At 73.5% G+C, this 25895-nt stretch carries 25 protein-coding genes, 1 pseudogene and 1 riboswitch; of the genes and pseudogenes, 9 read left to right on the forward strand and 17 right to left on the reverse strand.

Annotation, left to right across the window (positions count from 1 at the left end):
• Positions 1-42: 42 nt before the first annotated feature.
• Together ACO1BR_RS01460 and ACO1BR_RS01465 are read right to left on the reverse strand one after the other, a co-directional pair.
• Complete coding sequence (locus ACO1BR_RS01460) at positions 43-408, reverse strand: Rv2175c family DNA-binding protein (protein WP_426793167.1); 366 nt, start codon at positions 406-408, stop codon at positions 43-45.
• Between the two features lie 123 nt (positions 409-531).
• Positions 532-1773 (reverse strand): NAD(P)/FAD-dependent oxidoreductase, encoded by a 1242-nt coding sequence (locus ACO1BR_RS01465; RefSeq protein ID WP_426793168.1) that lies wholly within the window; start codon positions 1771-1773, stop codon positions 532-534.
• A gap of 187 nt (positions 1774-1960) precedes the next feature.
• Positions 1961-2073, forward strand: a riboswitch (TPP riboswitch).
• On the opposite strand from ACO1BR_RS01465, the gene thiO reads away from it, so the two are divergent.
• From thiO to ACO1BR_RS01480, 3 genes are all read left to right on the forward strand, one after another.
• Positions 2071-3303, forward strand: a complete 1233-nt coding sequence (thiO, locus tag ACO1BR_RS01470) for a glycine oxidase ThiO (RefSeq protein WP_426793169.1) — start codon at positions 2071-2073, stop codon at positions 3301-3303. (Overlaps the previous riboswitch by 3 nt.)
• A complete protein-coding gene (thiS, locus tag ACO1BR_RS01475) occupies positions 3300-3569 on the forward strand; it encodes a sulfur carrier protein ThiS (protein WP_426793170.1) in 270 nt (89 codons plus the stop codon). Before thiO ends, thiS begins: the two co-directional genes overlap by 4 nt.
• Positions 3570-3571: 2 nt before the next feature.
• Complete coding sequence (locus ACO1BR_RS01480) at positions 3572-4366, forward strand: thiazole synthase (protein WP_159504293.1); 795 nt, start codon at positions 3572-3574, stop codon at positions 4364-4366.
• Positions 4367-4382: 16 nt separating this feature from the next.
• Here the strand turns inward: ACO1BR_RS01480 and ACO1BR_RS01485 are convergent, their stop codons facing one another.
• Positions 4383-4787 (reverse strand): MerR family transcriptional regulator, encoded by a 405-nt coding sequence (locus ACO1BR_RS01485; protein ID WP_426793171.1) that lies wholly within the window; start codon positions 4785-4787, stop codon positions 4383-4385.
• A gap of 241 nt (positions 4788-5028) precedes the next feature.
• On the opposite strand from ACO1BR_RS01485, the gene pknB reads away from it, so the two are divergent.
• Positions 5029-7032 (forward strand): Stk1 family PASTA domain-containing Ser/Thr kinase, encoded by a 2004-nt coding sequence (pknB, locus tag ACO1BR_RS01490; RefSeq protein WP_426793172.1) that lies wholly within the window; start codon positions 5029-5031, stop codon positions 7030-7032.
• A 61-nt stretch (positions 7033-7093) separates the two neighbouring features.
• Positions 7094-7993, forward strand: coding sequence for a deoxyribonuclease IV (locus ACO1BR_RS01495; protein WP_426793173.1), 900 nt, complete (start codon positions 7094-7096; stop codon positions 7991-7993).
• Between the two features lie 48 nt (positions 7994-8041).
• Here ACO1BR_RS01495 and ACO1BR_RS01500 read toward each other — a convergent pair whose 3' ends face one another.
• Positions 8042-8662: a sulfite oxidase-like oxidoreductase gene (locus ACO1BR_RS01500; RefSeq protein WP_426793174.1), complete on the reverse strand. Its 621-nt coding sequence runs from the start codon at positions 8660-8662 to the stop codon at positions 8042-8044.
• A gap of 154 nt (positions 8663-8816) precedes the next feature.
• Here ACO1BR_RS01500 and bfr point away from each other — a divergent pair, with 154 nt between their 5' ends.
• Positions 8817-9293: a bacterioferritin gene (gene bfr, locus ACO1BR_RS01505; RefSeq protein WP_426793175.1), complete on the forward strand. Its 477-nt coding sequence runs from the start codon at positions 8817-8819 to the stop codon at positions 9291-9293.
• A gap of 40 nt (positions 9294-9333) precedes the next feature.
• Here bfr and ACO1BR_RS01510 read toward each other — a convergent pair whose 3' ends face one another.
• Both ACO1BR_RS01510 and ACO1BR_RS01515 read right to left on the reverse strand, forming a co-directional pair.
• Positions 9334-9693 (reverse strand): (2Fe-2S)-binding protein, encoded by a 360-nt coding sequence (locus ACO1BR_RS01510; RefSeq protein WP_426793176.1) that lies wholly within the window; start codon positions 9691-9693, stop codon positions 9334-9336.
• 329 nt (positions 9694-10022) lie between these two features.
• Positions 10023-11336, reverse strand: a pseudogene (locus tag ACO1BR_RS01515) (class II 3-deoxy-7-phosphoheptulonate synthase); the annotation flags it as partial.
• Between the two features lie 259 nt (positions 11337-11595).
• Here ACO1BR_RS01515 and ACO1BR_RS01520 point away from each other — a divergent pair.
• A complete protein-coding gene (locus tag ACO1BR_RS01520; protein ID WP_426793177.1) occupies positions 11596-13557 on the forward strand; it encodes an anthranilate synthase family protein in 1962 nt (653 codons plus the stop codon).
• On the opposite strand, the gene ACO1BR_RS01525 is transcribed toward ACO1BR_RS01520, so the two are convergent.
• From ACO1BR_RS01525 to ACO1BR_RS01545, 5 genes are all read right to left on the reverse strand, one after another.
• The gene (locus ACO1BR_RS01525; RefSeq protein WP_426793178.1) at positions 13523-14539 is read right to left on the reverse strand and encodes a 2-hydroxyacid dehydrogenase; all 1017 of its coding nucleotides are present in this window, start codon (positions 14537-14539) and stop codon (positions 13523-13525) included. The two genes, ACO1BR_RS01520 and ACO1BR_RS01525, sit on opposite strands and share 35 nt — an antisense overlap.
• Before the next feature lie 148 nt (positions 14540-14687).
• Positions 14688-15716, reverse strand: coding sequence for a 6-phosphofructokinase (locus tag ACO1BR_RS01530; RefSeq protein WP_426793179.1), 1029 nt, complete (start codon positions 15714-15716; stop codon positions 14688-14690).
• 188 nt (positions 15717-15904) lie between these two features.
• Positions 15905-16582: a response regulator gene (locus ACO1BR_RS01535; RefSeq protein ID WP_426793180.1), complete on the reverse strand. Its 678-nt coding sequence runs from the start codon at positions 16580-16582 to the stop codon at positions 15905-15907.
• A 100-nt stretch (positions 16583-16682) separates the two neighbouring features.
• Positions 16683-17999: a MacS family sensor histidine kinase gene (gene macS / locus ACO1BR_RS01540; RefSeq protein ID WP_426793181.1), complete on the reverse strand. Its 1317-nt coding sequence runs from the start codon at positions 17997-17999 to the stop codon at positions 16683-16685.
• A gap of 74 nt (positions 18000-18073) precedes the next feature.
• Positions 18074-18808 carry a lysophospholipid acyltransferase family protein gene (locus tag ACO1BR_RS01545; RefSeq protein WP_426793182.1) on the reverse strand — a complete coding sequence of 245 codons (735 nt, stop codon included), beginning with the start codon at positions 18806-18808 and terminating at the stop codon, positions 18074-18076.
• Positions 18809-19055: 247 nt separating this feature from the next.
• Here ACO1BR_RS01545 and ACO1BR_RS01550 point away from each other — a divergent pair, with 247 nt between their 5' ends.
• The gene (locus ACO1BR_RS01550; protein ID WP_426793183.1) at positions 19056-19853 is read left to right on the forward strand and encodes an alpha/beta hydrolase; all 798 of its coding nucleotides are present in this window, start codon (positions 19056-19058) and stop codon (positions 19851-19853) included.
• Positions 19840-20490, forward strand: a complete 651-nt coding sequence (locus ACO1BR_RS01555; RefSeq protein WP_426793184.1) for a hypothetical protein — start codon at positions 19840-19842, stop codon at positions 20488-20490. The genes ACO1BR_RS01550 and ACO1BR_RS01555 overlap by 14 nt, the downstream gene beginning before the upstream one ends.
• Positions 20491-20530: 40 nt before the next feature.
• Here ACO1BR_RS01555 and ACO1BR_RS01560 read toward each other — a convergent pair whose 3' ends face one another.
• The 6 genes from ACO1BR_RS01560 to ACO1BR_RS01585 all read right to left on the reverse strand — a co-directional run bounded on the left by ACO1BR_RS01560 (position 20531) and on the right by ACO1BR_RS01585 (position 25655).
• Positions 20531-21262: an endonuclease/exonuclease/phosphatase family protein gene (locus ACO1BR_RS01560; RefSeq protein ID WP_426793329.1), complete on the reverse strand. Its 732-nt coding sequence runs from the start codon at positions 21260-21262 to the stop codon at positions 20531-20533.
• A 155-nt stretch (positions 21263-21417) separates the two neighbouring features.
• A complete protein-coding gene (locus tag ACO1BR_RS01565; RefSeq protein WP_426793185.1) occupies positions 21418-22359 on the reverse strand; it encodes an ROK family glucokinase in 942 nt (313 codons plus the stop codon).
• 56 nt (positions 22360-22415) lie between these two features.
• Entirely contained in the window at positions 22416-22901 is a 486-nt protein-coding gene (locus ACO1BR_RS01570) for a DUF5304 domain-containing protein (protein WP_426793186.1), read from the reverse strand.
• Between the two features lie 144 nt (positions 22902-23045).
• On the reverse strand, positions 23046-24248 hold the full coding sequence (locus ACO1BR_RS01575; protein ID WP_426793187.1) for an ArsA family ATPase: 1203 nt from the start codon (positions 24246-24248) through the stop codon (positions 23046-23048).
• A gap of 2 nt (positions 24249-24250) precedes the next feature.
• Complete coding sequence (locus ACO1BR_RS01580; protein ID WP_426793188.1) at positions 24251-24733, reverse strand: SRPBCC family protein; 483 nt, start codon at positions 24731-24733, stop codon at positions 24251-24253.
• Between the two features lie 145 nt (positions 24734-24878).
• Complete coding sequence (locus ACO1BR_RS01585; RefSeq protein ID WP_426793189.1) at positions 24879-25655, reverse strand: metallophosphoesterase family protein; 777 nt, start codon at positions 25653-25655, stop codon at positions 24879-24881.
• Between the last annotated feature and the right edge of the window lie 240 nt (positions 25656-25895).

Consider the following 25895-nt stretch of genomic DNA (forward strand, 5'->3'; position numbering starts at 1 on the left):
ATGCGGTTGGCTGGTGCGGTTGCCTGAGGCGCGCGGTGCGCGTCAGACGGCGAGCGCCTGAGCCCGGCGCTTCACCTCCGTGCCGCGATTCTCGCGCAGCGCCTGCGCCGGGGTGCCCGGCAGGGTGTCATCGGCGGTGAAGAGCCACTCCAGCATCTCGTCGTCGGCGAAGCCGTCGTCCCGGAGCAGCGTCAGCGTCCCGACGAGCCCCTTGACGACCTTGCCGTCCTGGATGAATTCGGCGGGCACCTGAAGCACCCTGTTCTCGCCACGGCGCACCGCGATCAGCTGGCCCTCCTTGACCAGCTGCCGGACGCGGGTCACCTCGACGCCGAGCTTTTCGGCGATGTCGGGGAGGGTGAGCCAGGCGGGGACGAGTCCATCGATGTTTGCGTCAATCTCGGTCACAGGACAAGCGTGCCACCTCCCACTGACAGCCGGTAGCCGGGCCTCGCCATCAGGGGCCCGCGGCACACCGGCGGGTGACCGGCCGGCCCAGGACCTGTCCGACCGGTCAGGGGCGGACGGGCCCTACCGCTCCGCGGACTTGAGGGGTAGGGACGCGTCCGCCGCCCGCTCCCGGTCGAGCAGCGCGCCCCGCTCGATGAGCTTGCGTCCCTGGGCCAGGTCCCGCGGGCGGCCGACCGCCAGCAATGCCACCAGCCGCCCGCCCCGCAGCCAGATCACCGACCAGGCGGCGCCGGCCGGATCGCCGCGCCACACCAGTTCGTCGGCGTCCACGTGGTGGCCCGCGTACTGCACGAACCGCCCGAACTGCTCGGACCAGAAGTACGGGACCGGGTCGTAGACCACGCCCTCCGCCTCTCCCAGGACGATGTTCTCGGCGACCGTGCGGGGCCCCTGGAGGGCATTGTCCCAGTGGTGGACCAGCAGCCGGGTGCCGTAGCGGGCCGACGGGAAGGAGGCACAGTCGCCGACCGCGTACACGTCGGGGACGGAGGTCCGCAGCTGCTCGTCGGCGAGGACGGAGCCGTCCGCGGGCGACAGGGCGACGCCGGAACCGGCCAGCCAGGCGGTGGCGGGGCGGGCGCCGATCCCGATGACGACGGCGTCGGCGGGCAGCACCGTGCCGTCCTCAAGGGCCACCTCGCCGGGGGCGACGGACGCGACCCGCGCGCCGGTGCGCAGCTCGGCCCCGGCGTCCGCGTACCAGTCGGTCATGTACGCGGCGACCTCGGCGGGCAGCGCGCCCGCCAGCGGGCGGTCGGCGGCCTCGACGACGGTGACCTCGCAGCCCGCCTCACGGGCCGCGGTGGCGAACTCGGCGCCGATCCAGCCCGCCCCGACGACCACGATCCGGTGCTGGGCGGCGAGCACCGGCCGCAGCCGCTCGGCGTCGTCCAGGGTGCGCAGCAGGTGGACGCCGGGCAGGTCCTCGCTGCCGGGCAGCGTGATCGGCTCGGCGCCGGTCGCGATCACCGCGTAGTCGTACGGGACCGGCCCCTCGGCGGTGTCGACCTCGTGGGCGTCCGGGCGCAGGTCGCGGACCGGGCTGCTGAGACGGAGGTCGATGCCGAGGGCGGCGAAGTCGACGTCGAAGGCGGAGCCGTCGGCCTTGCCGAGGAGCACCGCCTTGGACAGCGGCGGGCGGTCGTAGGGCGGGTGGGGCTCGTCGCCGAGGAGCGTGATCGCGCCGCGCCAGCCTTGTTCGCGCAGGGCTACGGCGGTCTGCACACCCGCGATTCCCGCACCGGCGATCACTACGCGCGGCGTGCGGTCAGGGGCCTGGGAAGACTTGCTCTGCTCGCTCACCCGATCACTCTAGGACGGCGGATGACGCGGCTCGCAGCAGCGCGCAAGGAGATCTCTGACACAGCGTCACAGACGGTCACGCGGGAGCCCGCCCTCCGGGACGGCGCCCGGCAGCGCCCGGCGGCGGCCCGCGACAGACCAGGACGCTCCCTTACGGGGCATCGCGACCCGTACTAGGGTGGCGGCTACACGCACTCGCGGGAGCCCGGACGGACCGGGCTGAGAGGGAGGCTGGCCGGCCTCCGACCGTACGAACCTGATCCGGGTCATGCCGGCGAAGGGAGGGGCTGGACGCCCATGCATCCATCTGCCACACCACCGAAACCGCCCGCGGCGCCTGCCGGGCACCCCGATGTCCTGGTCATCGGGGGCGGCATCATCGGGCTGGTCACCGCCTGGCGGGCGGCCGGCCGCGGTCTGCGGGTCGCGGTGGCCGACCCCGCGCCCGGCGGCGGCACGGCCCGCGTCGCGGGCGGCATGCTCGCCGCGGTCACCGAGCTGCACTACGGCGAGCAGACCCTGCTGGGCCTCAACCTCGCCTCGGCGCAACGCTATCCGCGCTTCACGGAGGAGCTGGAGGAGGCCGCCGGGCAGCGGATCGGCTACCGGCGCTGCGGCACCGTGGTCGTCGCACTGGACACCGACGACCGCGCCCACCTGCGCGAACTGCACGCCCTCCAGACCCGTTCGGGACTGGACTCGCAGTGGCTGACGGGGCGCGAGTGCCGCCGTCTGGAGCCGATGCTCGCCCCGGGGGTGCGCGGCGGCCTCCGGGTGGACGGCGACCACCAGGTCGATCCGCGGCGGCTGCTGAGCGCACTGATGGCCGCCTGCGAGCGCGCCGGGGTGGTCTTCCACCGCGACCGGGCGGTGCGGCTGACGACCGGCGACGGACGCGCCTCGGGGGCCGAACTCGCCGACGGGACACGGCTGTCGGCCGGCCAGGTCGTCCTGGCCGGGGGCAGCCACAGCGGCCGGCTCGCCGGGGTCCCCGCGTCCGTCCTGCCGCCGGTGCGGCCGGTAAAGGGGCAGGTGCTGCGGCTGCGGATGCCGGACGCGCTCCCGGGTGGCGCGGCGTTCCTGGCACGCACCGTACGGGCCGTCGTACGGGGCAACCCCGTCTACCTGGTGCCGCGGGAGAGCGGGGAACTGGTCCTCGGCGCCACCAGCGAGGAGCTCGGCTGGGACACCACCGTCACCGCGGGCGGGGTCTACGAGCTGCTGCGGGACGCCCATGAACTGGTGCCCGGGATCACCGAGCTGCCGTTGATCGAGAGCTGCGCCGGGCTGCGCCCCACCTCCCCCGACAACGCGCCGCTGCTCGGACCGACCGAGCTGCCCGGTCTCCACCTGGCCACCGGCCACTTCCGCAACGGCGTGCTGCTGACGCCGGTCACCGGTGAGGCGATGGCCGAGGTCCTGGCCACCGGGAGCCTCCCGGACGTGGCCCGCCCCTTCTCCCCCGCGCGCTTTCGCCCCACCGCCGAGGGCCCCGAGCGCGCCCGCGCCCTTGAGGAGCAGCCCGTATGACTGCCACAGGTGCCCCTGACACACCCGACGGCCCGGACACCCGCCAGGCCCCCGATGCCGCCACCGTTTCCGTGTCCATCAACGGTGAGGTCCGCCGGATTCCCGGCGGACTGACCCTCGACCGGCTGGTCGCGACGCTCTCCCGGGCCACCGGCGGAGTGGCCGCCGCGGTCAACGAGACCGTGGTGCCGCGCGACCGGTGGGCCGGCACCGCGCTCGGTGACGGCGACCGCGTCGAAGTCCTCACCGCCGTCCAGGGAGGCTGACCGTGGCCGACGACACCCTCACCATCGCCGGCACCGCCTTCCAGTCGCGCCTGATCATGGGGACCGGCGGAGCGCCCAGCCTCGACGTCCTGGAGCGCGCGCTGCTCGCCTCCGGTACGGAGCTGACCACGGTCGCCATGCGGCGGCTCGACCCGACCGTGCAGGGCTCGGTGCTGTCCGTGCTGGAGCGGCACCGCATCCGGGTGCTGCCGAACACCGCGGGCTGCTTCACCGCGGGCGAGGCGGTGCTCACCGCGCGGCTGGCCCGGGAGGCGCTGGGCACCGACTGGGTCAAGCTCGAAGTCGTCGCGGACGAACGTACCTTGCTGCCCGACCCGGTCGAGCTGCTGGACGCCGCCGAGATCCTCGTCGACGACGGCTTCACCGTGCTGCCCTACACCAACGACGACCCGGTGCTCGCCCGCAAACTGGAGGACGTCGGGTGCGCGGCGATCATGCCGCTCGGTTCGCCGATCGGCTCCGGGCTCGGCATCCGCAATCCGCACAACTTCCAGCTGATCACCGAACGGGCCGGCGTCCCGGTCATCCTGGACGCCGGCGCGGGCACCGCCTCGGACGCCGCGCTGGCCATGGAGCTGGGCTGCGCGGCGGTGATGCTGGCGTCCGCGGTGACCCGTGCGCAGGAGCCGGAGCTGATGGCGGCGGCGATGCGGCACGCGGTCGAGGCCGGCCGGCTGGCGCACCGCGCGGGCCGGATCCCGCGCCGGCACTTCGCCCACGCCTCCTCGCCCACGGACGGCGTGGCGGAGCTGGATCCGGAGCGGCCGGCGTTCTGACCAGCGGCTGCGCCGCTCAGGGGACCGGGTGGGCCGCCCCCACCCGGTCGGCGAACTCCCGCGGGGCGGCCGTGATCACCTGGTCGAGCAGGTCCCGGGACGCGATCAGCGCCTCGATGGACCCGGTGATCCGGTCGCGCTCCCGGTGGAGCTCGCCGACGAGGTCGGGGCAGGTCGGCACCAGCCGGCCGTCGCCCTCGTCGCGCAGGCAGGGCAGCACCTGCGCGATCGTCGCGGTGTTCAGTCCCGAGGTGAGCAGCGTGCGGATACGGCGGACCTGCGCCACGTCGGACTCCCGGTAGACGCGGTAGCCGCTGGGCAGCCGGTCGGGGCTGAGCAGGCCCTGCTCCTCGTAGTAGCGCAGCAGCCGCTCGGGGGTGGCCGTCCGCCGGGCCAGCTCACCGATCCGCAGCGTCGCCATCCGGCGTCCCCCTTCGTCCCGTTCCATCGCATGTGAACGCGTTCGAGCGCTTCTTCTCGCGGTGCGTTGCCGTCGCCCTCCTGGAGAGCAGACGGTGCCCCGCGCCCGTTTATTCCGGTGGTCCCTGCCGTTCCGGCCGAGCCTGCCCGCACCGCCGGCCCGGTCGCCGTTCCGCTGCGGTGCGCCGGGGCGGCGGCCGGGGCATTCGCGGTGTCCGTACTTGCTCGTAGACTCGTCTGCCGTGGATACGACGCTTCAGGACCCTTCCCCGGCCTACGGCGGGGGAGACCCCGTGGTGGGCCAGCTGCTCGACGGCCGCTATCGCGTCCAGGCGCGCATCGCCGCCGGGGGGATGGCGACCGTCTACCGGGCCTTGGACACCCGGCTCGACCGCGTGCTGGCGCTGAAGGTGATGCACCCGAGCCTGGCCGTGGACGGGGCGTTCGTCGACCGCTTCATCCGGGAGGCCAAGTCCGTCGCCCGGCTGTCGCACCCGAACGTGGTGGGCGTCTTCGACCAGGGCACCGACGGGACGTACGTCTACCTGGCGATGGAGTACGTCGCCGGCTGCACCCTGCGCGACGTGCTGCGCGAGCGCGGCGCCCTCCAGCCGCGGGCCGCGCTGGACATCCTGGAGCCGATCCTCGCCGCCCTGGGGGCCGCGCACCGCGCCGGCCTGGTGCACCGCGACATGAAGCCGGAGAACGTGCTCATCGGCGACGACGGCCGGGTCAAGGTCGCCGACTTCGGCCTGGTCCGCGCGGTCGACACGCACACCACCGCCTCCACGGGCTCGGTCCTGGGGACGGTCTCGTATCTCGCCCCCGAGCAGATGGAGCACGGCACCGCGGACGAGCGGGTGGATGTCTACGCCTGCGGTGTGGTGCTCTACGAGATGCTCACCGGCAGCAAGCCCCACACGGGCGGCTCCGCGGCGCAGATCCTCTACAGCCATCTGCACGACGACATCACCCCGCCCTCCGAGCTCGTGCCCGGCCTGGCACCCGAGCTGGACGACCTGGTCGCGCTGGCCGCCGCCCGCGAGCCGCAGGACCGCCCGCAGGACGCGGTGGCGCTGCTGTCCCGGTCGCGGTCGGCCCGCTCCCGGCTGACCGACGAGCAGCTGGATCTCGTACCGCCGCAGGCCAGGGACGTGCCCGCGGGCGGCAGCGACTCCGAGCCCACGAACGTGATACCGCGCCCCGCGGGTGTGCAGCTGGCGCTGCCCGCCGAGGGGGAGGCGGAGCTGAACCGCACCAGCCGGCTGGAGATGCCGCCGCCGGACGCGGCGCCGCCCGCCGAGCGGACCACGCGGCTGCGCCCGCCGCCCGCGCCGGCCCCGCGCACGGACCGGCTCCAGCGGCGCCGGATCCTCACGGTGCTCGCGGCCGTGCTGCTGGTCCTCGGCGTGGGCACGGGTGTCTGGTACATCAACTCCGGCCAGTTCACGACCGTTCCGGCGGTGCTGGACATGCCGCAGGCCAAGGCCGAGCAGACGCTCCGCGACGAGGGCCTGCGGGTGAAAGTGGTGCGCGGCTTCAGCCCGAACGTGCAGCGCGGCCACGTCATGGCCACGGACCCGGCGACCGGCCAGCGGATCCGCGGTACCGGCACGGTCACCGTCACCGTCTCCCGGGGCCCCGACAGCGTCGCGATCCCCGATCTGGCCGGCACCCCGGTCGCCGACGCCAAGCGCAAGCTGCGCGACCTCGGCCTGGTGCCGGGCACGGAGACACGGGAGTTCAGCGACGAGGTCGCCAAGGGGTCGGTGATCCGTACGGACCCGGCGGCGGGCAGCCAGCGGCGCCCCGACACGGCCGTGGGGATCACGATCAGCCGGGGCTCACCGGTGGACGTGCCCAAGGTGATCGGCAGCGCGCAGGCGGACGCCGAGGCGGCGCTGCAACAGGCCGGTTTCCGGGTGAAGATCGCCGACCAGCCGGTCTTCTCGCCGCAGGACCAGGGCACCGTCGCCCAGCAGTCGCCCGGCGCGGGCGCCACCCTGGGCAAGGGCGAGACGGTCACCCTCACCCTCTCCAAGGGGCCGGAGATGATCGCCGTCCCGGACGTCGGCGGCAAGAGCACCGCGGACGCCACCCGGCAGCTGACCGCCCTCGGCTTCAAGGTCGAGGTGCACAAGCCGCTGCTGTTCCCCCAGGACAGCGTCGACTCGCAGTCGGTCGCCCCCGGGGACAAGGCGCCCAAGGGCAGCACGATCACGATCCGGCTCAAGGGCGCGCTGTAGCGACCGGCCGCCGGACCGGGTGCCCCGCGGACGCCCGCGGGGCACCTGGCACCCTGGGAGGGTGAGTACTCCCCTGTCCCCCGAGGCCGCCGCCGGGCGCGCCCGCGCACGCAATCCGGTCGGCGGCCATGTGCCGGTGGCCGGCGGCCTGGCCAAGGTCGGCCTTCCGTACGCCCGTCAGATGGGCGGCGAGACCGTCCAGGTCTTCGTCGCCAACCCGCGCGGCTGGGCGACCCCGCCGGGCAGCCCCGAGCAGGACGAGGCGTTCCGCGCCGGCTGCGAACGGGAGGGGATTCCGGCGTACGTCCATGCGCCGTATCTGATCAACTTCGGCTCGCACACCGAGGCGACGGTCGACAAGTCCGTGGCGTCGCTGCGGCATTCGCTGCGCCGCGGCCGGGAGATCGGTGCGCTCGGCGTGGTCGTGCACACCGGCTCGGCGACCGGCGGCCGGCCGCGCGAGACGGCGCTGGCGCAGGTACGGGAGCGGATGCGCCCGCTGCTGGACGAGCTGACGCACGACGACGACCCCTGGCTGCTGCTGGAGCCGACGGCCGGTCAGGGCGCCTCGCTGTGCGCGCTGGCCGAGGACCTCGGCCCGTACTTCGACGCGCTGGACCGGCATCCGCGGCTCGGCGTCTGCCTCGACACCTGCCACGCCTTCGCGGCCGGGCACGACATGGCGGCCCCGGGCGGGATGAAGGCGCTGCTGGACGAGCTGGTGCAGGTCACCGGCGAGGGCCGGCTCAGACTGATCCACGCCAACGACTCCAAGGACGTGGTCGGCGCCCACAAGGACCGGCACGCCAACATCGGTGCCGGCCACATCGGCGCGGAGCCGTTCGCCGAGCTGTTCGGCCACCCCGCGACCAGCGGCGTCCCCCTGGTGATCGAGACCCCGGGCGGTCCGGAGGGGCATGCGGCGGACGTGGCCCGCCTCAAGGAGCTGCGCGGGCACTGACCCGCCGCCCGGTCCGCGCCGGCGCGGACCGGGGCCGGGGTCCGGGGCTCAGAGCTCCGGGCCCTCGCCCGGCTCCTCCTGGTACGAGTAGCGCTGCTCCCGCCACGGGTCGCCCAGGTTGTGGTAGCCGCGCTCCTCCCAGAAGCCGCGGCGGTCCGCCGTCATGTACTCGATGCCGCGGACCCACTTGGGGCCCTTCCAGGCGTACAGATGCGGCACGATCAGCCGGACCGGGAAGCCGTGTTCGGCGGTGAGCAGCTCCCCGGAGCGGTGGGTGGCGAAGATGCAGTCGTCCGCGGCGAAGTCCGCCAGCCGCAGGTTCGAGCTGAAGCCGTACTCGGCCCACACCATCACATGGGTGACGTCGGGCGCGGGCGGCGCCAGCTCCAGGATCGTGCGGGTCAGCACCCCGCCCCACTCGGCGCCCAGCATGCTGAACTTCGTCACGCAGTGCATGTCGGCGACGACGGTGGTATACGGCAGTGCCGTGAACTCCTCGTGGGTCCAGCAGTGCTTGGCGCCGTCCGCGGTGGCGCCGAAGGCCCGGAACTCCCAGCGTTCGGGGCGGAACTTCGGGACCGGACCGTAGTGCGTCACCGGCCACCCCCGCTGCAGCCGCTGCCCCGGAGGGAGCACAGGCTCCTCTTCGTGGCGTTCCGGCTGACCCATGCCCCCATGGTGTCAGACCCTGGAGGGTGCCGATGACCAGGAGGGACAGATTCGGGCATCTCCTACTAAGCGTGAACTTACTGGACTCTCCGCTCCGCGCGGTGCGAGGATGCGCGGCACCTTCCCAGTTCCCGCGCGAAAGGGGCCCGCAGCCATGCAGGGCGACCCCGAGGTCATCGAATTCCTCAACGAGCAGCTGACCGCCGAGCTGACCGCGATCAACCAGTACTTCCTGCACGCCAAGATGCAGGAGAACTTCGGCTGGCCCAAGCTCGCGAAGTACACCCGCGCCGAGTCCTTCGACGAGATGAAGCACGCGGAGATCCTGACCGACCGGATCCTCTTCCTCGAAGGGCTGCCCAACTACCAGCGGCTGTTCCACGTACGCGTCGGCCAGACCGTCACCGAGATGTTCCAGGCGGACCGGCAGGTCGAGGTCGAGGCCATCGACCGGCTCAAGCGCGGGATCGAGATCATGCGCGCCAAGGGCGACATCACCTCGGCGAACATCTTCGAGGACATCCTCGCCGACGAGGAGCACCACATCGACTACCTCGACACCCAGCTGGAGCTGGTCGAGAAGCTCGGCGAAGCGCTCTACATCTCCCAGCTGATCGAGCAGCCGAGCTGAGGCCCCGGCGCCATGCGCACCGGCCGGCCGACCCTGAGGGCTACGCGACCGCCCGGAGGCCCCCGGGCACCGGTGCGCCCGCCGCCGCGGCCGGCGGCGCACTCGCCGCGAGCAGCACGTCGGGCGCCTGACGCGGCGGCCCGGACTCCGCACGCAGCGCGTCGGGCACCGAACCCAGCGGCTCGGGCTCCGCTCCCAGCGCGTCGGGGGCGCCGTTGTCGATCAGCTCGCGCCGGGGGCACGCACCGCGGCCCAGGAGCGACTGGATGCGGCGCACACAGCTGCCGCAGTCGGTGCCGGCCTTGCAGGCGGAGGCGACCTGGCGGGGCGTGCAGGCGCCCCGCTCCGCGTGTTCGCGGACCTGCTGCTCGGTGATGCCGAAGCAAGAGCAGACGTACACGCGGTTTCACCTCCGTAAGGGCGGCCCACCCGATCCAGCTGATCTTGAGTGAGGTTACCCTTACCTTACCTGCGACCGCGCGGGCTGGACAACGCGACGCAACGCAGTGGGGGGGGGGGGGGGGGGGGGGGGGGGGGGGGGGGGGGGGGGGGGGGGGGGGGGGGGGGGGGGGGGGGGGGGGGGGGGGGGGGGGGGGGGGGGGGGGGGGGGGGGGGGGGGGGGGGGGGGGGGGGGGGGGGGGGGGGGGGGGGGGGGGGGGGGGGGGGGGGGGGGGGGGGGGGGGGGGGGGGGGGGGGGGGGGGGGGGGGGGGGGGGGGGGGGGGGGGNGCCAGGTCCAGCGACTGGCTGCGGTTGAGCCGCGGGTCGCAGGCGGTCTCGTAGCGCTGGTGCAGGTCGTCGACGAAGATCTCGTCGCCGCCGCCCACGCACTCGGTGACGTCGTCACCGGTCAGCTCGACGTGGATGCCGCCCGGGTGCGTGCCCAGGCTCTTGTGAACCTCGAAGAAGCCCTTGACCTCGTCCAGCACGTCGTCGAAGCGGCGGGTCTTGTGGCCCGAGGCCGCCTCGAAGGTGTTGCCGTGCATCGGGTCGCAGATCCACACGACCTGCGCGCCGGACGCGGTGACCTTCTCCACCAGGTCGGGCAGCTTGTCGCGGATCTTGTCCGCGCCCATCCGTGTGATGAAGGTGAGCCGGCCGGGCTCGCGGTGCGGGTCGAGCCGGTCGATGAGGGTGAGCGCGTCCTGCGGGGTCGTCGTCGGGCCGAGCTTCACGCCGATCGGGTTGCGGATCCGGGACGCGAACTCGATGTGCGCGCCGTCCAGTTGGCGGGTGCGCTCGCCGATCCAGACCATGTGGCCGGAGACGTCGTAGAGGTTGCCGGTCCGCGAGTCGACGCGGGTCAGCGCCGACTCGTAGTCCAGGATCAGCGCCTCGTGCGACGAGTAGAACTCGACGGTCCGGAACTCCTCCGGGTCCACCCCGCAGGCGTTCATGAAGTTCATCGCCCGGTCGATCTCGCGGGCCAGCGCCTCGTAGCGCTGCCCGGAGGGCGAGGACTTCACGAAGTCCTGGTTCCAGGCGTGCACCTGCCGCAGGTCGGCGTAGCCGCCGGTGGTGAAGGCCCGGACGAGGTTCAGCGTCGCCGCGGAGGCGTGGTACATCCGCTGGAGCCGCCGCGGGTCCGGGATTCGGGCCTCGGAGGTGAACTCGAAGCCGTTGACGGAGTCGCCGCGGTAGGTCGGCAGGGTCACGCCGTCGCGGGTCTCGGTCGGCTTGGAGCGCGGCTTGCTGTACTGGCCGGCGATCCGGCCGACCTTGACCACCGGGACGGACCCGGCGTAGGTCAGCACGGCGCCCATCTGGAGGAGCGTCTTGAGCTTGTTGCGGATGTGCTCGGCGGAGACGGCGTCGAACGCCTCCGCGCAGTCGCCGCCCTGGAGGAGGAACGCCTCACCCCGGGCGACCGCTCCCAGGCGCTCGCGCAGCTGGTCGCACTCGCCCGCGAAGACGAGCGGCGGATAGGACTCGAGCTCCGCGATCACATCGCGCAGAGCCTCTTGGTCCGGCCAGTCGGGCTGCTGCGCCGCGGGCAGGTCTCGCCAGGTGTTGCCACCGGCGTGGGTTTCAGCGTTCACGGTCACATCCCCCACATTACGGGGTCCCGCGGGGGTGTCCGTCCGGCATCCGGACTGTGAGACACCGTGTCCGGGACGTTCCGGTAGGGTTCCCGGCATGTGCACGCGACCGGCGATGAACCAGGACTGGTGGTGGACCGCTCATCCGGCGGCCCACTGATTCGCGCGCACATCCCACGATTTCGCGAAGGCCGCCCGAGGGGCGGCCTTCGGTGTTCCCACGGCCGTTCCCTCCGTACCGGAAGCACTCCCGGAAGGAACCGCCATGCACCCCGAGCCCCAGACCCGGCCCGCTGCCGCCGCGCTGGTCCAGCGGCTGCTGGACCCCGCCTGCCCGCCGTTCGCCCTCCTGCGCCGCCTCGCCCCCGGGCGGGACGGCACCGTCGTCGAGGCGCTGATCGGCGAGGTGACCGAGGTCGAGCGGCTGGCCGACATCCCGCTGGGAGAGGGGGTGCCGGACGCGCCGGTGACCGACGCGCTGGCGCTGGTCCCGTTCCGGCAGATCCGCGAGCGCGGCTTCCGGGCGCACGACGACGGCACCCCGCTCGCCGTGCTGCGCCCCGCCGAGTGCCACGAGCTGCCGCTGGAGGAGCTGCTGGCGGCGCTCCCGGCGCACGCCGTACGGGTCGAGGGCGGGGCGTTCGACGTGGCCGACGAGGCGTACGCGGAGATCGTCGAGCGGGTGGTGCGCGACGAGATCGGCACCGGCGAGGGCGCGAACTTCGTCATCCGCCGCACGTTCGAGGGCGAGATCCCGGACTTCTCGGCGGCGGACGCGCTGGCGCTGTTCCGGCGGCTGCTGGCCGGCGAGCGCGGGGCGTACTGGACGTTCGTGGTGCACCGGCCGGGGGTGCGCACACTGGTCGGCGCCAGCCCCGAGGTGCACGTACGGATGACCGGCTCGACGGTCGTGATGAACCCGATCAGCGGGACCTACCGCTACCCGGCGCAGGGGCCGACCCCGGAGGGCCTGCTGGCGTTCCTCGGCGACCGCAAGGAGGCCGAGGAGCTGTCGATGGTGGTGGACGAGGAACTGAAGATGATGTGCACCGTCGGCGACCGGGGCGGGGTGGTGGTCGGGCCCCGGCTCAAGGAGATGGCGCATCTCGCGCACACCGAGTACGAGCTGCGCGGGCGCTCCACCCTGGACGTACGGGAGGTCCTCAAGGAGACGATGTTCGCGGCGACGGTCACCGGTTCGCCGGTGCAGAACGCCTGCCGGGTCATCGAGCGGCACGAGCCGGTGGGCCCCGACGGGCACGGCCGCGGCTACTACGCGGGCGCGCTGGCGCTCATCGGGCGCGCCCCGGGGGACGGTGGCGCGGGGAGCCGGACGCTGGACTCGCCGATCCTGATCCGGACCGCCGACATCACCGGGGGAGGCCGGCTGCGGGTGCCGGTCGGCGCCACCCTGGTGCGCGCCTCGGACCCGCACGGGGAGGTCGCCGAGACGCATGCGAAGGCGGCGGGCGTGCTCACCGCGCTGGGGGTGCGGCAGGCGCCGGCACGCCCGGCGGACGGGGGCCGGCCGCCGCGGCTGGCCGACGACCCGCGGGTGCGGGCCGCGCTGGACGCCCGGCGTGCCGGGCTGGCGCCCTTCTGGCTCCGGATGCGGCCCGCCGCGCCGACCGCCGAGCTGCGCGGCCATGCCCTGGTCGTCGACGCCGAGGACACCTTCACCGCGATGCTGGCGCACCTGCTGCGCACCTCGGGGCTGACGGTGACGGTGCGCCGCTACGACGAGCCGGGGCTGCGCGAGGCGGCCCTCGCCCACCAGGGCCCGGTCGTGCTGGGCCCGGGGCCGGGCGACCCGTCCGACGCCGCCGACCCCAAGATGCGCTTCCTGCGCGCGCTGACCGCCGAGTTGCTCGCCGGACACCGCCAGGGTCTCCTCGGTGTCTGCCTCGGCCACGAACTCATCGCCGCCGAGCTGGGGTTGGAGATCGTCCGCAAGGAAGTCCCGTTCCAGGGCGCGCAGGAGCGGATCGACTTCTTCGGGCGGCCGGAGACGGTGGGCTTCTACAACACCTTCACGGCCCGCTGCGACGACCGTACCGCGGCCGAACTCGCCATGCACCGCGTCGAGTTGAGCCGGGACGAGGCGACCGGTGAGGTGCACGCGCTGCGCGGTCCGGGCTTCGCCGGGGTGCAGTTCCACCCCGAGTCGGTGCTGACCCTGGACGGCGCCTCGGTCACCGCGCAGCTGCTGGCAGCTGTCCTCGTGTGACCAGCATGTGCTCGCTGGTGCGGCCGGCCAGATGGTCCTCGACGTTGGCCACCGTGGTCTCGATGATCTGGCCGACCGCCTCTTCGGTGAAGTACGCCTGGTGCGAGGTGACCAGCACGTTCGCGAAGGTCATCAGGCGGGCGAGGGTGTCGTCGTTGATGACGTCCAGGGACTTGTCGAAGAAGAAGAGCCCGGCCTCCTCCTCGTAGACGTCCAGGCCGACGCCGGTGAGCCGGCCGGCCTTCAGCGTCTCGACCAGGGCCGCGGTGTCGACCAGCCCGCCCCGGCTGGAGTTGATCAGGATCGCGTCGTCTTTCATGGCGGCCAGCGCCGCCGCGTCGACGAGGTGCCGGGTGTCGCCGACCAGCGGGACGTGCAGGGTGATCAGGTCCGCCTCGGCGAACAGCCGCTCCCGGGGGACGTAGCGCATGCCGAGCGCCACGCACTCCGGGTTCTCGACGAGGTCCCAGCCGAGCAGGTTCATCCCGAAGCCGTGCGCGATCCGGGTGAACGCCTCGCCGATCCTGCCGGTGCCGGCCACGCCCGCGGTACGGCCGCGCAGATCGCGCCCCATCAGGCCGTCCAGCCGGAAGTCGAAGTTCCGGGTGCGGTTGGCAGCCCGTACGAGCCGCCGGTTCACTGCCAGCGCCAGTGCCCAGGCGAATTCGGCGACCGCGTAGGGCGAATACGAGGAGACCCGGCCGATGGTCAGGCCCAGATCGGCCGCAGCCTCCAGATCGATGTTGTTGAAGCCCGTGGAGCGCTGGGCGACCATCTTCGTGCCGCCGGCCGCGAGGGTCTGCAGCACCTCGGCGCTCAGATCGGCGTTGACGTTGGTGCTGACGACCTCGTATCCGTGGGCGATGGGGGCGGTGTCGCGGTTGAGGAAGACGTCCAGGCAGCGGACCTGGTGGTGGCCGTCGAACGCCTTCTCCAGCAGTGGCCGCTCGTCCGCCTGCACGCCGAATGCGACGATCTCCACGTTCCCTCCCGCCGGTGCGTGGTGTGCGGAAGCCAGAGCCCCGTAGAAGCAATGGGCCGGATATGTCGCGCATGGCGAATATGTCGCGTATGGCGAATATACGGCCCCTCGCCCGACGGTGCCGCCCGGGGGGAGAACGGCCCGGCTCTCAGCCGAAGAAAACCCCGACCTCGGCGTACAGCGCCGGGTCGACCGTCTTCAGCCTGGCGGTGGCGTCCGAGATCGGCACCCGGACGATGTCGGTGCCGCGCAGCGCGACCATCTTGCCGTAGTCGGCGTCCCGCACCGCGTCGATGGCGTGCAGCCCGAAGCGGGTGGCCAGCCAGCGGTCGAAGGCGCTCGGGGTGCCGCCGCGCTGGGTGTGCCCGAGGACGGTGGTCCGCGCCTCCTTGCCGGTGCGCACCTCGATCTCCTTGGCCAGCCACTCCCCCACACCGGACAGCCGGACGTGCCCGAAGGAGTCGGTGCTGCCGTCCTTGAGGACCATGTCGCCGTCCTTGGGCATCGCGCCCTCGGCGACCACCACGATCGGGGCGTAACTGGCCTTGAAGCGGGAGTCGATCCAGGCGCAGACCTGGCCGACGTCGAAGCGCTGCTCCGGGATGAGGATGACGTTGGCACCGCCGGCCAGGCCGGAGTGCAGGGCGATCCAGCCGGCGTGCCGGCCCATCACCTCGACGACCAGGACCCGCATATGGGACTCGGCGGTGGTGTGCAGCCGGTCGATGGCCTCGGTGGCGACGCCGACGGCGGTGTCGAAGCCGAAGGTGTAGTCCGTGGCCGAGAGGTCGTTGTCGATGGTCTTGGGCACGCCGACGCAGGGGATGCCGTGCTCCTCGTAGAGCCGGGCGGCGACGCCGAGGGTGTCCTCGCCACCGATCGCGATCAGCGCCTCGGCCTCCTGCTTGGCCAGCGTCTCCTTGATCCGGCGGACACCGTCCTCCTGCTTGAAGGGGTTGGTCCGCGACGAGCCGAGGATCGTGCCGCCCCGGGGCAGGATGCCGCGCACCGCCGGGATGTCCAGCGGGAGCGTGTTGCCCTCCAGCGGTCCGCGCCAGCCGTCCCGGAAGCCGACGAAGTCATACCCGTACTCCTGGGTGCCCTTGCGGACGATGCCCCTGATCACTGCGTTCAGACCCGGGCAGTCGCCGCCACCGGTCAGTACTCCGACCCGCATCGCTTCACCTACGTCCCGTCCATGGCCGCGCACGGCCGTCAATGAGCCAACCCTCGTCACGCTAATGGTGAGCTGGGTCACTCCGGGATGGGTGAGTCGCGGATTCCGCTTGTTCTCAAGGGAGTTGACGCGAGGCGTTCACCCGTACGAGCGGAAGCGGTCACCGCCGGGCGCCCGGGACGGCCGCCTCACACCCCGTCGAGGCCGCGCTCTATCGCGTACCGCACCAGCTCCACGCGGTTGTGCAACTGGAGCTTGCCGAGGGTGTTCTGGACGTGGTTCTGCACCGTGCGGTGCGAGATCACCAGCCGCTCGGCGATCTGCTTGTACGAGAGGCCCTTGGCGACCAGGCGCAGCACCTCGGTCTCACGGTCCGTCAACTGCGGGGCGCCCGGCTCGTCGGCGGTCGCCGGGACCGGCTCGGTGGCCAGCCGGCGGTACTCGCCGAGCACCAGGCCGGCCAGCCCCGGCGTGAACACCGGGTCGCCGGCGGCGGTGTGCCGCACCGCGTCCAGCAGTTCCTCCGTGCTCGCCGACTTCAGCAGATAGCCGGTCGCGCCGGACTTCACCGCCTCCAGGACATCGGCGTGCTCACCGCTCGCGGAGAGCACCAGCACCCGCAGCGACGGGTCGGCGCCGACCAGTTGCTTGCACACCTGGACGCCGGGCAGCCCCGGCAGGTTCAGGTCCAGGACCAGCACATCGGGCGCCACCGCCTGGGCCCGGCGCACCGCCTGGAGACCGTCACCGGCCGTCGCCACCACGTCGCACCCGGCCTGCGCCAGATCCCGGGCGACCGCGTCCCGCCACATCGGATGGTCGTCGACCACCATGACCCGCAGGGCCGTCTCTTCGCTCACACTCATGCCGAGACCTCGCTTCGCCCGCCCCCGCATTCCCGAGGCGCGCACCCCCTGATGACTCTCCCCCAGCCTTCGGCCGGGCGGACCCCCACGCTGCGCTCGCTCATGACTTCCCCCGTCGTTCTCCCCCGGGCGCGGCGCCCTTGGGAACCTTCAGCTCCACTTCCGTGCCCTGGCCGGGGACCGAGACCCACTCCGCGCTGCCGCCGAGGTCCCGCAGCCGGCCGCGGATCGACAGCGCCACCCCGAGGCGGCCCTCGCGCTCGGCGTCCGCGAGCCGCCCCTCGGGAATGCCGGGTCCGTCGTCGCGGACCGTCACGATCACCGCGTCCGGTTCGTCCTCCACCAGGATCCACGCGCGGGCATCGGCCCCCACGTGCACCCGTACATTGTCCAGGGCGGCACCGACAGCGGCGGCCAGCTCCGTCGCCGCGGCGGCCGGCAGCTCGACCGCCGTGCCGGGCCCGGAGAGCGTCACCCCGGCACCGGCGTACGGGGCGAGCAGCACCTGGAGGTCGCAGGGGCCGCCGGCGACAGGCGCCGTCGGCGGCGCGGTACGCAGTGCGCCGGCCGCGTCCGCGGTGGCCGCACCGGTCTGCGGGACCGCGCGCTGTGCCGGCACCAGCCCGCCGGAGACCAGGGTGCGCAGCGCCACCTCCTGCTCGCCGGCCATCCGCCCCAACTCGGCCGCCTCGCCGCCGATCGCGGCGCCGCGCCGCTGCACCATGGCCAGCACCTGGAGCACGCTGTCGTGGATGTCACGGGCCAGCCGCTCCCGCTCGCGGGTGGCGGCGTCGATCTGGAGCGCGCGGGCGAGGGTGCGCTCACTGGCGCGGGCCACCTCGACGACATAGCCGATGGCGACGCTGGCCACCCACACCAGCACCACGTTGTGGACGGTGTCCCGGGCCAGCTGCTCGCGCTCGACGAGGTTGGCCACCGCGACGATGCTGGAGGCCACCGCGGCCCACCGCCAGCCGCCCCTGATCGCGAAGCCCAGCACCGCGCCCGCCGTCCATATGGAGGGCAGCGTCGCCGCGCCGCCCATGATGCGGGCGTGGGTGTCGACCACCGAGGTCAGCAGGATGCCGCCGACCGCGAAGCAGAGGTCGGCGACCAGGAAGCGCCGGCTGCAGCGCTCCGGGGAGGTCGTACGGCGCCAGGTCAGCGCCGTCCACAGGGTGATCGCGCCCATGTAGGCGGCGGCACCCAGCGGGTGGGCGTACTTGCCGTACGACAGCGCGAACAGGCACAGGGCGTAGCCGAGGGTCAGGATGCGGTAGCCGGTGATCGCCCGCCACAGCGGGAGTTCGACGGACATCCGCAGCACCTTCGGGGGCCTTGTGCCCCTGGCTTCCCGGCCACCGGCCGCCGCGCCGGCCACGCCGCCGTCGACCGTCCGTATGTCGGCATCCGTCATTCCGGCCCCCACCCCTCGCCGGGGGCCACGCTGCCCCCGGCCTCGGCTCCGCCCGTCGGTCCCGTCTGTCCTGGCTATTCGGCGCCGGCCTGCGCGGCCCGCTCCGCATCGGCCTTCTTCTTCGCCTCCGCGGCCTTGGCCGCCTCGGCGATCTGCCGCTTGGCCGCCGTCGCGTAGATGTCGACGTACTCCTGGCCGGACAGCTTCATGATCTCGTACATCACCTCGTCGGTGACCGAGCGCAGGATGAAGCGGTCGTTCTCCATGCCCTGGTAGCGGCTGAAGTCCAGCGGCTTGCCGATGCGGATGCCCGGCCGGACCATCTTGGGCAGGATCTTGCCGGGCGGCTGCACCTTCTCGGTGTCGATCATCGCCACGGGGATGACCGGCGCCCCGGTGGCCAGCGCCACCCGTGCCAGGCCGCCCGGCTTGCCGCGGTAGAGGCGGCCGTCCGGGGAGCGGGTGCCCTCCGGGTAGATGCCGAAGAGCTCACCGCGCTCCAGCACCTCGATGCCGCTCTTGATCGCCGCCTCGCCCGCGCCGCGGGCGCCCGAGCGGTCGACCGGGAGCTGGCCCACGCCCTTGAAGAACGCGGCCGTCAGCTTGCCCTTCACCCCCGGGGAGGTGAAGTACTCGGCCTTCGCGATGAAGGTGACCTTGCGGTCCAGCACCGCGGGCAGGAAGAAGGAGTCCGAGAAGGACAGGTGGTTGCTCGCGAGGATCGCCGGACCCTCGGCGGGAACGTTCTCGATGCCTTCCACCCACGGACGGAACGCAAGCCTCAGCGGCCCGCCGATGGAAAACTTCATTGCGCCGTAGATCAACCGACTGCCTCCTGTGTGTGACGCAAAGACCTTAACCCCCTCGTGGGGCACCGCTCGCCGCGACCGGGCTACGAGGGGACGTCCCGGCCCGCCGGCGACCGCGCGGGCGTCCCGCAAGCACCGCCCACCGGTCCCCCGACCTGCCCCAGCGGCCGCGCAGGGCCTACCCCGTCGCGGTCACTCCGCGTACGCTGAGGTAACCCGCCAGCCCCTTATCGATCGGAGTTCCCCGGTGCCGCTCCTTCCCGGAGCCGAGCCGTTCCGCCGTGACGGCGGAGAGGTCGGCGTCCTCGTATGTCACGGCTTCACCGGTTCCCCCCAGTCCGTGCGCCCCTGGGCGGAATACCTTGCCGACCAGGGACTGAGCGTCACCGTCCCGCTGCTGCCCGGCCACGGCACGCGGTGGCAGGACATGCAGCTGACCACCTGGCAGGACTGGTACGCCGAGGTGGACCGGGAGCTGCGGGCGCTGACCGAGCGGTGCAGCAGGGTCTTCGTCTGCGGTCTGTCCATGGGCGGCGCGCTGGCGCTGCGGCTGGCCGCCAAGCACGGCGACGCCGTCAGCGGTGTGGCGGTGGTCAATCCGGGCAACAAGGTGCACGACACGGCGGCGCCGCTGCTGCCGGTGCTGCGCCATGTCGTGCGGTCGACCAAGGGGATCGCCAGCGACATCGCCAAGCCCGGTGCCGAGGAGGTCGGCTACGACCGGGTGCCGCTGCACGCCGCGCACTCGCTGCGCCGGTTCTTCCAGCTGGTCGACTCCGAACTCCCGCGCGTCACCCAGCCGTTGCTGGTGATGACCAGCCCGCAGGACCACGTCGTCCCGCCCGTCGACTCGGACCGCATCCTGAGCCGGGTGTCCTCCACAGACGTCCGGCACACCCTCCTGGAGCGCAGCTACCACGTCGCCACGCTCGACCACGACGCGGAGCGGATCTTCCGGGACAGCCACGCCTTCATCACCCGGCTCGCCCCGGAGGCGGGGCCGGCCGCGGTCCAGGAGGGGACGGCGGCCAGTGGCGGAGCGTAGCCCCCGCGACCCCCGGGACCCGCTGGACGAAGAGGCTGCCTGGGCCGAGATCGTCGCGGGCTACGGGGAGCAGCCGGAGTTCCCGGACCTGGACGGCGGGCGCGACGGCGGACGGGCACCGGACACGGCCGGCCGGGACGCGGACGCCGGCCGTAACGCGGACCCGGACGCCGGCCGGGACCCGGACGTCGGCCGGGACCCGGACGCGGACGCCGGCCGGCAGCCCGACGCCCCGTCCGACGACGGCGCCGCCGACTCCCCCGGCTCGCCCGGCAGCCCCGGTCCCCCTTCCCGGCCCGGCAGCTTCGTGGTCTTCGCACCCGGCGTGGGGCCGCGCGACTGGTCCGCGGCCGAACCCTCCGACGACGACTTCGACGCGACCGACGAGGGCCACTTCACCCCGCCCGAGCCGCCCCCGCTGCCGAGCCCCGACGTCACCACCAAGTTCGCCTGGATCGCGGTCCTCGGCGGCCCGCTCCTGCTGGTCGTGATGATGCTCCTGCAGCAGCCGGTGACGTGGTGGATCACCGTCCTCGGCATCGGCGGCTTCCTGGGCGGCTTCGCCACGCTCGTCGCCCGCATGAAGAACGACCGCGAGGAGGACGACGACCTCCCGGGCGGCGGGGCGGTGGTCTGAACCGCCCCCGGCCCGCGGTCCGTCCGGCGGCCGGGCTCCCTCAGGGCCGGTCCGGTGGGCCGGGGTCGGGCAGGGCATGACCGCCCGCGGGCACCCGCACGGCGGCCAGGACCGGCAGATGGTCCGAGGCACGGACGAGGTCGGCCTCGTGCACCCCGGGCAGCCCCCGCGGCACCCCGCACCCGAGGAACCGCACCCCGTCCGTGGCGAACACCGCGTCGATCCGCTGCCGCGGCTCGCGGGGTGTGGAGGTGAACTCGCCGCCCCACGGCTGGGCGGCCCAGCCGTCCCGCAGCACGCCCGCCACCCGGCGGAAACTCCGGCCGTCCGGGCGGTCGTTGAGGTCGCCGCCGGCCACCGCGTACGGCACGTCCAGCGCGGCCAGCCGGTCCAGCAGCAGCCCGGCCTGGCCGTAGCGCTCCCGGGCGTCGAGGCTGAGGTGGCAGCTGAGGACGCCGAGCCGGGCGCGGCCGAAGCGGAGCACCGCGGTGGCGAAACCGCGCTGATGGAGTCCGGGAGTGCGGGGCAGCAGGACGTCCTCGGTGCGCTCCACCCGGCCGCGGAGGGTGGCGAGGATCATCGGGCCGGCGGTCGTCGCACCGCCGGTGACGTACACCAGGCCGCTCGCGCGGGCCAGCCGATCGGCGGCCGTGCGCCAGCGGAAGAAGCGCGGGGCCTCCTGGACGAGGACGAGATCGGGGGCGCAGGCCCGGATGACCCGGGCCAGCGCCGCCCGATCGTCGCGCAGGGAGCGGATGTTGTAGCTGAGCACCCGGACGACCGCGGAGCCGTCCTCCGCGGTGCCGGACTCCGGAAGTCCCGTGCCCGACTCCGGAAGTCCCGCGCCGGGCCCGGGATGTGAGCCGCCGGGGGCCGGAACTCCCGTACCGGCCCCCGGACGTCCGGAGCGCTCGGCCACCACCCGTGTCAGCCCTGGCGGGCCAGGTCCGCCGCGCCGACCAGTCCGGCCTTGCCGCCGAGCTGCGCGGCGAGCACCTGGGCGTGGGGCCGGTACTGGTTGCCGACCAGCCAGCGGCGGAAGGACTTGCGGATCGGTTCGAGGACCAGCTCGCCCTCGTCCGAGACGCCGCCGCCGACGATGAACGCGGACGGGTCGAACAGCGAGGCCAGGTCGGCCAGGCCGGCGCCGGCCCAGCGGGCCAGTTCGCGGAACGAGTCGATGGCGACCGGGTCGCCCTGGCGGGCGGCCTGGCTGATGTGCCGGCCCTCGATGCCCTCGGGGGTGCCGTCGCCCAGCGCGAGCAGGACGGTGGCGTTCTCCGGGGTGGCGAAGGCGCGCTGGCGGGCGTACCGCAGCAGGGCGCGGCCGGAGGCGTACTGCTCCCAGCAGCCCTGGCTGCCGCAGCCGCAGAGCAGGCCGTCGGGGACGACCCGGATGTGGCCGAACTCGGCGGCGACGCCGAACCGGCCGCGGCGGAGCTTGTTGCCGATGATGATGCCGCCGCCCAGGCCGGTGCCGAGCGTGATGCAGATGACGTCGCTGTGGCCCTGGCCGGCGCCGAACCGGTACTCGCCCCAGGCCGCGGCGTTGGCGTCGTTCTCGACGACGACGGGGAGGCCGACGCGCTGCTCGACCTTGTCCTTGAGCGGTTCGTGGCGCCAGTCGATGTTCGGCGCGAACAGGACCGTGGCGCGCTTCTCGTCGACGTAGCCGGCGGCGCCGATGCCGACGGCCTCGACATGATGACCGGCTCCGACCGTGCGGACGGCGTCCGCGATGGCCTCGGTCAGCTCATCGGTGGCTTGCGGGGTCGGTACCTTGCACGTCTCAAGGATCGAACCCTCTTCGTCGACCACGCCGGCCGCGATCTTCGTGCCGCCGATGTCGACGCCGATGGTGAGTCCCATGTGTCCCTCAGTTTTTCGCTCGAACCCCGCCGGGACCCACCGTACCGGAGCCGGAGTCAGTCGAGATCGATCCGCTCGGTGCCCGACGGGCCGTCGTCGCGCGGATCGTCGTCCCGGCCGGCGGCCGGGCCCTCGGTCTGCTCGCCGGTGTCCGCGCCGCGGGTCCAGCGGCGCTCGCTGCTCTCCACCGCCGAGCGGTAGGCGGCGAGCAGCTCGGAGCCGGCCGCCGCGAGGTGGTCGAAGACGTCGGGGTTGCGCTCGATGACCGGCTCCACGGCGGCCTTGGCCTGCCGGAACAGCTGGTTGACGGCGCTCTGCGCGGCCATCCCGCCGAGCGCGCCGGGCAGCTGGATCCCGGCGAGCTTCTCGGTCACCGCCTCCGCGAGCTTGCGCAGTTCCTCGGCGGCGCTCCCCGGTTGGGGGCCGTAGGTGTCCCGGCGGCGGGCCTGCTCCGCCGCGAGGTCCTCGGCGCAGGCCGCCGACCAGGCGTCGGCGTCGGGCTCGGCCCTGCGGTCGGCGGGGCGCTCGGTGGCATCACTCATGACGAACTCCGTGGACTCCTGCGACGGGGCGGTGCTGCGAGGCGGTACAGCCGGTACGGCCGGGAAGCGCTGCCGCGCGGCACTGCGGGACGGGCTGTGCACGGCGGGTACACCTCCGACGGTACCCGAAGGGAGGTGGGCGGTTCAGTCGCTTGTGCCGCTCTGCGGCCACAGGTCCGGATCCGGGGTGAAGCGGATCTCCAGGACGCCGTCGCGCAGTCCGGCACCGGAGACGGTGCAGCGGCGCAGGGCGGAGGGGAGCGTGCGGATCCGCCGGAAGCGGCCGACGCTGACGACGATCTCGTCGCCGCGGCGCACCAGGCCCAGGCCCTCCCGGCGGGCGCCGGGCAGCGGCACCCGCCACACCAGGATGCCGTCGGCGGCCAGCCGGTCCTCGACGGTCCAGGGGTCGGGGTGGTCGGCGGGGAGGTCGGCTGCGGCCGGCCCGTCGAGCAGCCCGCCGAGTTCGTCGATGCCCTGCGGGTCGCGGCCCAGGTGCCGCACCTCGTGCACGGGGACGTCGGGGAACTCGTCGCGCAGCGCCTTGAGGGCGGTCTGCTGGCTGCCGGAGAGACCGGCCAGGAAGGGGTCCGCGGAGCCGGTGGGCAGCAGCCGGTTGACCAGCACGCCGTCGGTGCGGCGGCCGTGCAGCGCGAGTCCGGCGCGCAGGGTGCGCAGGGTGGCGGCGGCGACCGGGCCGGCCTCGGTGACCAGGCGTACGGAGGTGCCGGGGGCGTCCACCACCCGCTGGACGGCGGCGAGTTCGCTCTCCCAGCGCTCGGCGGCCTCGTACAGCTTCTGGGCCGGCATGGGGACGCCGGCGAGCTGGGCGAGCACCGGGCGCAGCGCGCGGGCCGCCTGGCGCTCGGGCGGCAGCAGGCGGCGGAGGTAGCGGCGGACCTGGGCGGGCAGGGCGAGCAGCCGGATCGTTTCAGCGGCCGGCGGCGCGTCGACGACCAGCAGCTCCCAGTCGCCCGAGGCGTGGGCGGTGCGCAGCGCGTGCAGCAGCGCGAAGGCTTCGGAGCCCGGGAGTTCGGTGAGTTCGTCCTCGTCCAGGGGGGCCGCGCCGAGCAGGTTGAGGGCCGCGCCGGCGCGCTCCTGGAAGGAGAGGAACTCCTGGCGGAAGCGGTCGGCGGGGTCGATCCGGCGGGCGTGCAGACCGGGGGCGGCGGCTATCGGGGCGGGCGCGTCCACACCGGGGCGGGCGCCCAGCACCACCTCCGGAGCACTGCCCTGGGTCGTGAGCAGCAGCGTCCGCGCGCCCTGCCGGGCACCGGCCAGGGCGGTCGCGGCGGCGAGCGTGGTGCGGCCCGCGCCGCCGGCGCCGGTGACGAGGACGGTCCGCACGCTCAGTTCTTCTCGGCCTCGTCGCCGGACGCCTGCGGGGCCGCGGGGCCGCTCTCGACGCGCTTCTTCAGCCCGGCCAGCGCCCGGTCGATGATGACCTTCTCGGCCTTCCGCTTGATCATCCCGAGCATCGGGATCTTGACGTCGACGGTGAGCTGGTAGGTGACCTCGGTGCGGGTGCCGCCCTCCAGTGCGGCGAGGCGGTACGAGCCGTCCAGGACGCGCAGCATCTGCGACTTGACCAGCGACCAGCTGACCTCGTTCTCGCCGGTCCAGGTGTAGGCGAGGGTGTGGTCGTCCTTGATGGCGCCGGCGTCCAGCACCAGGCGCACCTTCTCCGCGCGGCCCCGGTCGTCCTTGGCGAGCACCTCGGCTTCCTTGACCTCTCCGGTCCACTCCGGATAGCGGTCGAAGTCGGCGATCACTCCCATCACCTCGGCCGGTGCCGCCTCGATCGTGATGTTCGAGCTGGTGTGTTCGGCCATCGCCGTGACTCCTCCATGCCGATTCATGCCGGTCCCCGGACCGCTGAAACGCGGTGTCTGTGCTGCTGAAGGCTACCGCGCGGCGGAACCCGCACCGACACCAGCAGGCCCGGAACGACGGGCCGGACGGCCGCCGCCACCGGCCTCACCACTCCAGTACATAGGGCGTCCCGGTCGCATTGAAGTGCCCGACATTGACGCATTCCGTACTGCCGATCCGGGCCCTGCGGGCGAGCGGTTGGTGAACGTGCCCGAACAGGGAGTAGCGCGGCCTGGTGGTGCGGATGGCGTCCAGCAGGGCCGCGCTGCCGCGTTCGAAGCGGCGGGCGACGGTGTCGTAGCAGAGCTCGGGGACGTCCGGCGGGATGTGGGTGCAGAGCACGTCCACCTCGCCGACCGCCTCGACCTTGGCGGCGTACTCCTCGTCGCTGATCTCGTACGGGGTCCGCATCGGGGTGCTCAGGCCGCCGCCGACGAAGCCGAAGACCCGGCCGCCGATCTCCACCCGCTGGCCGTCGAGGACGGTGGTGCCGGGCCCGGCGTATTCGGGCCACAGGCGCGGCATGTCGACGTTGCCGTAGGTGGCGTACGTGGGGGTGGGGAACGCGGCGAAGAGGTCGGCGTACTGCCGTCGGACCGCGCCCTCGATGACCGCCTCGCGGCTCGCGCCCGTCCGGTCCAGCTCGCCCCACAGCCGGCGCCCCAGCTCGCGGGCCTCGTCGAAGCGGCGGGCGGTGCGCAGCTCGACCAGGGTGTCGGCGTTGGTGACCCCGAAGAGGTCGGGGAAGATGCCGCGCGAGTGGTCGGCGTAGTCGAGGAAGAGGACCAGGTCGCCGAGGCACACCAGGGCGTCGGCCCCGTTCCCCGCCGCGGCGAGGTCCCGGCTGTTGCCATGGACGTCACTGACCACATGCACGCGCATGGCGTCACCCTAGATCCCTCCGCCCGGAGGCGGGAGGCCGGTCCGGTGCCCCGCGGTTACTTTCGGGTCACCGTTGGCCTGGTCTAGTCTGCGCGGTGCAGTCTTATGACGTGTCCCCAGCATGTGACGCATCGAACATCTGGCCGCGACCCCCTATCCCAAAAGCAATACCGGTGGGTAACGTCCGGGCAGTCCAATACCCCCGCATGATCATGGACCGCAAGCCGGTGCGCACACAGC

This window comes from Streptomyces sp. YGL11-2, from assembly GCF_050054615.1.
Lineage (GTDB): Bacteria > Actinomycetota > Actinomycetes > Streptomycetales > Streptomycetaceae > Streptomyces.

Coding starts and splice junctions, on each gene's coding strand:
- thiO (WP_426793169.1), top strand. CDS start 2,071: ATGCATCCATCTGCCACACCACCGAAACCGCCCGCGGCGCCTGCCGGG.
- thiS (WP_426793170.1), top strand. CDS start 3,300: ATGACTGCCACAGGTGCCCCTGACACACCCGACGGCCCGGACACCCGC.
- ACO1BR_RS01485 (WP_426793171.1), bottom strand. CDS start 4,787: ATGGCGACGCTGCGGATCGGTGAGCTGGCCCGGCGGACGGCCACCCCC.
- ACO1BR_RS01500 (WP_426793174.1), bottom strand. CDS start 8,662: ATGGGTCAGCCGGAACGCCACGAAGAGGAGCCTGTGCTCCCTCCGGGG.
- bfr (WP_426793175.1), top strand. CDS start 8,817: ATGCAGGGCGACCCCGAGGTCATCGAATTCCTCAACGAGCAGCTGACC.
- ACO1BR_RS01520 (WP_426793177.1), top strand. CDS start 11,596: ATGCACCCCGAGCCCCAGACCCGGCCCGCTGCCGCCGCGCTGGTCCAG.
- ACO1BR_RS01530 (WP_426793179.1), bottom strand. CDS start 15,716: ATGCGGGTCGGAGTACTGACCGGTGGCGGCGACTGCCCGGGTCTGAAC.
- ACO1BR_RS01535 (WP_426793180.1), bottom strand. CDS start 16,582: ATGAGTGTGAGCGAAGAGACGGCCCTGCGGGTCATGGTGGTCGACGAC.
- macS (WP_426793181.1), bottom strand. CDS start 17,999: ATGACGGATGCCGACATACGGACGGTCGACGGCGGCGTGGCCGGCGCG.
- ACO1BR_RS01545 (WP_426793182.1), bottom strand. CDS start 18,808: ATGAAGTTTTCCATCGGCGGGCCGCTGAGGCTTGCGTTCCGTCCGTGG.
- ACO1BR_RS01565 (WP_426793185.1), bottom strand. CDS start 22,359: ATGGGACTCACCATCGGCGTCGACATCGGCGGCACGAAGATCGCGGCC.
- ACO1BR_RS01570 (WP_426793186.1), bottom strand. CDS start 22,901: ATGAGTGATGCCACCGAGCGCCCCGCCGACCGCAGGGCCGAGCCCGAC.
- ACO1BR_RS01580 (WP_426793188.1), bottom strand. CDS start 24,733: ATGGCCGAACACACCAGCTCGAACATCACGATCGAGGCGGCACCGGCC.
- ACO1BR_RS01585 (WP_426793189.1), bottom strand. CDS start 25,655: ATGCGCGTGCATGTGGTCAGTGACGTCCATGGCAACAGCCGGGACCTC.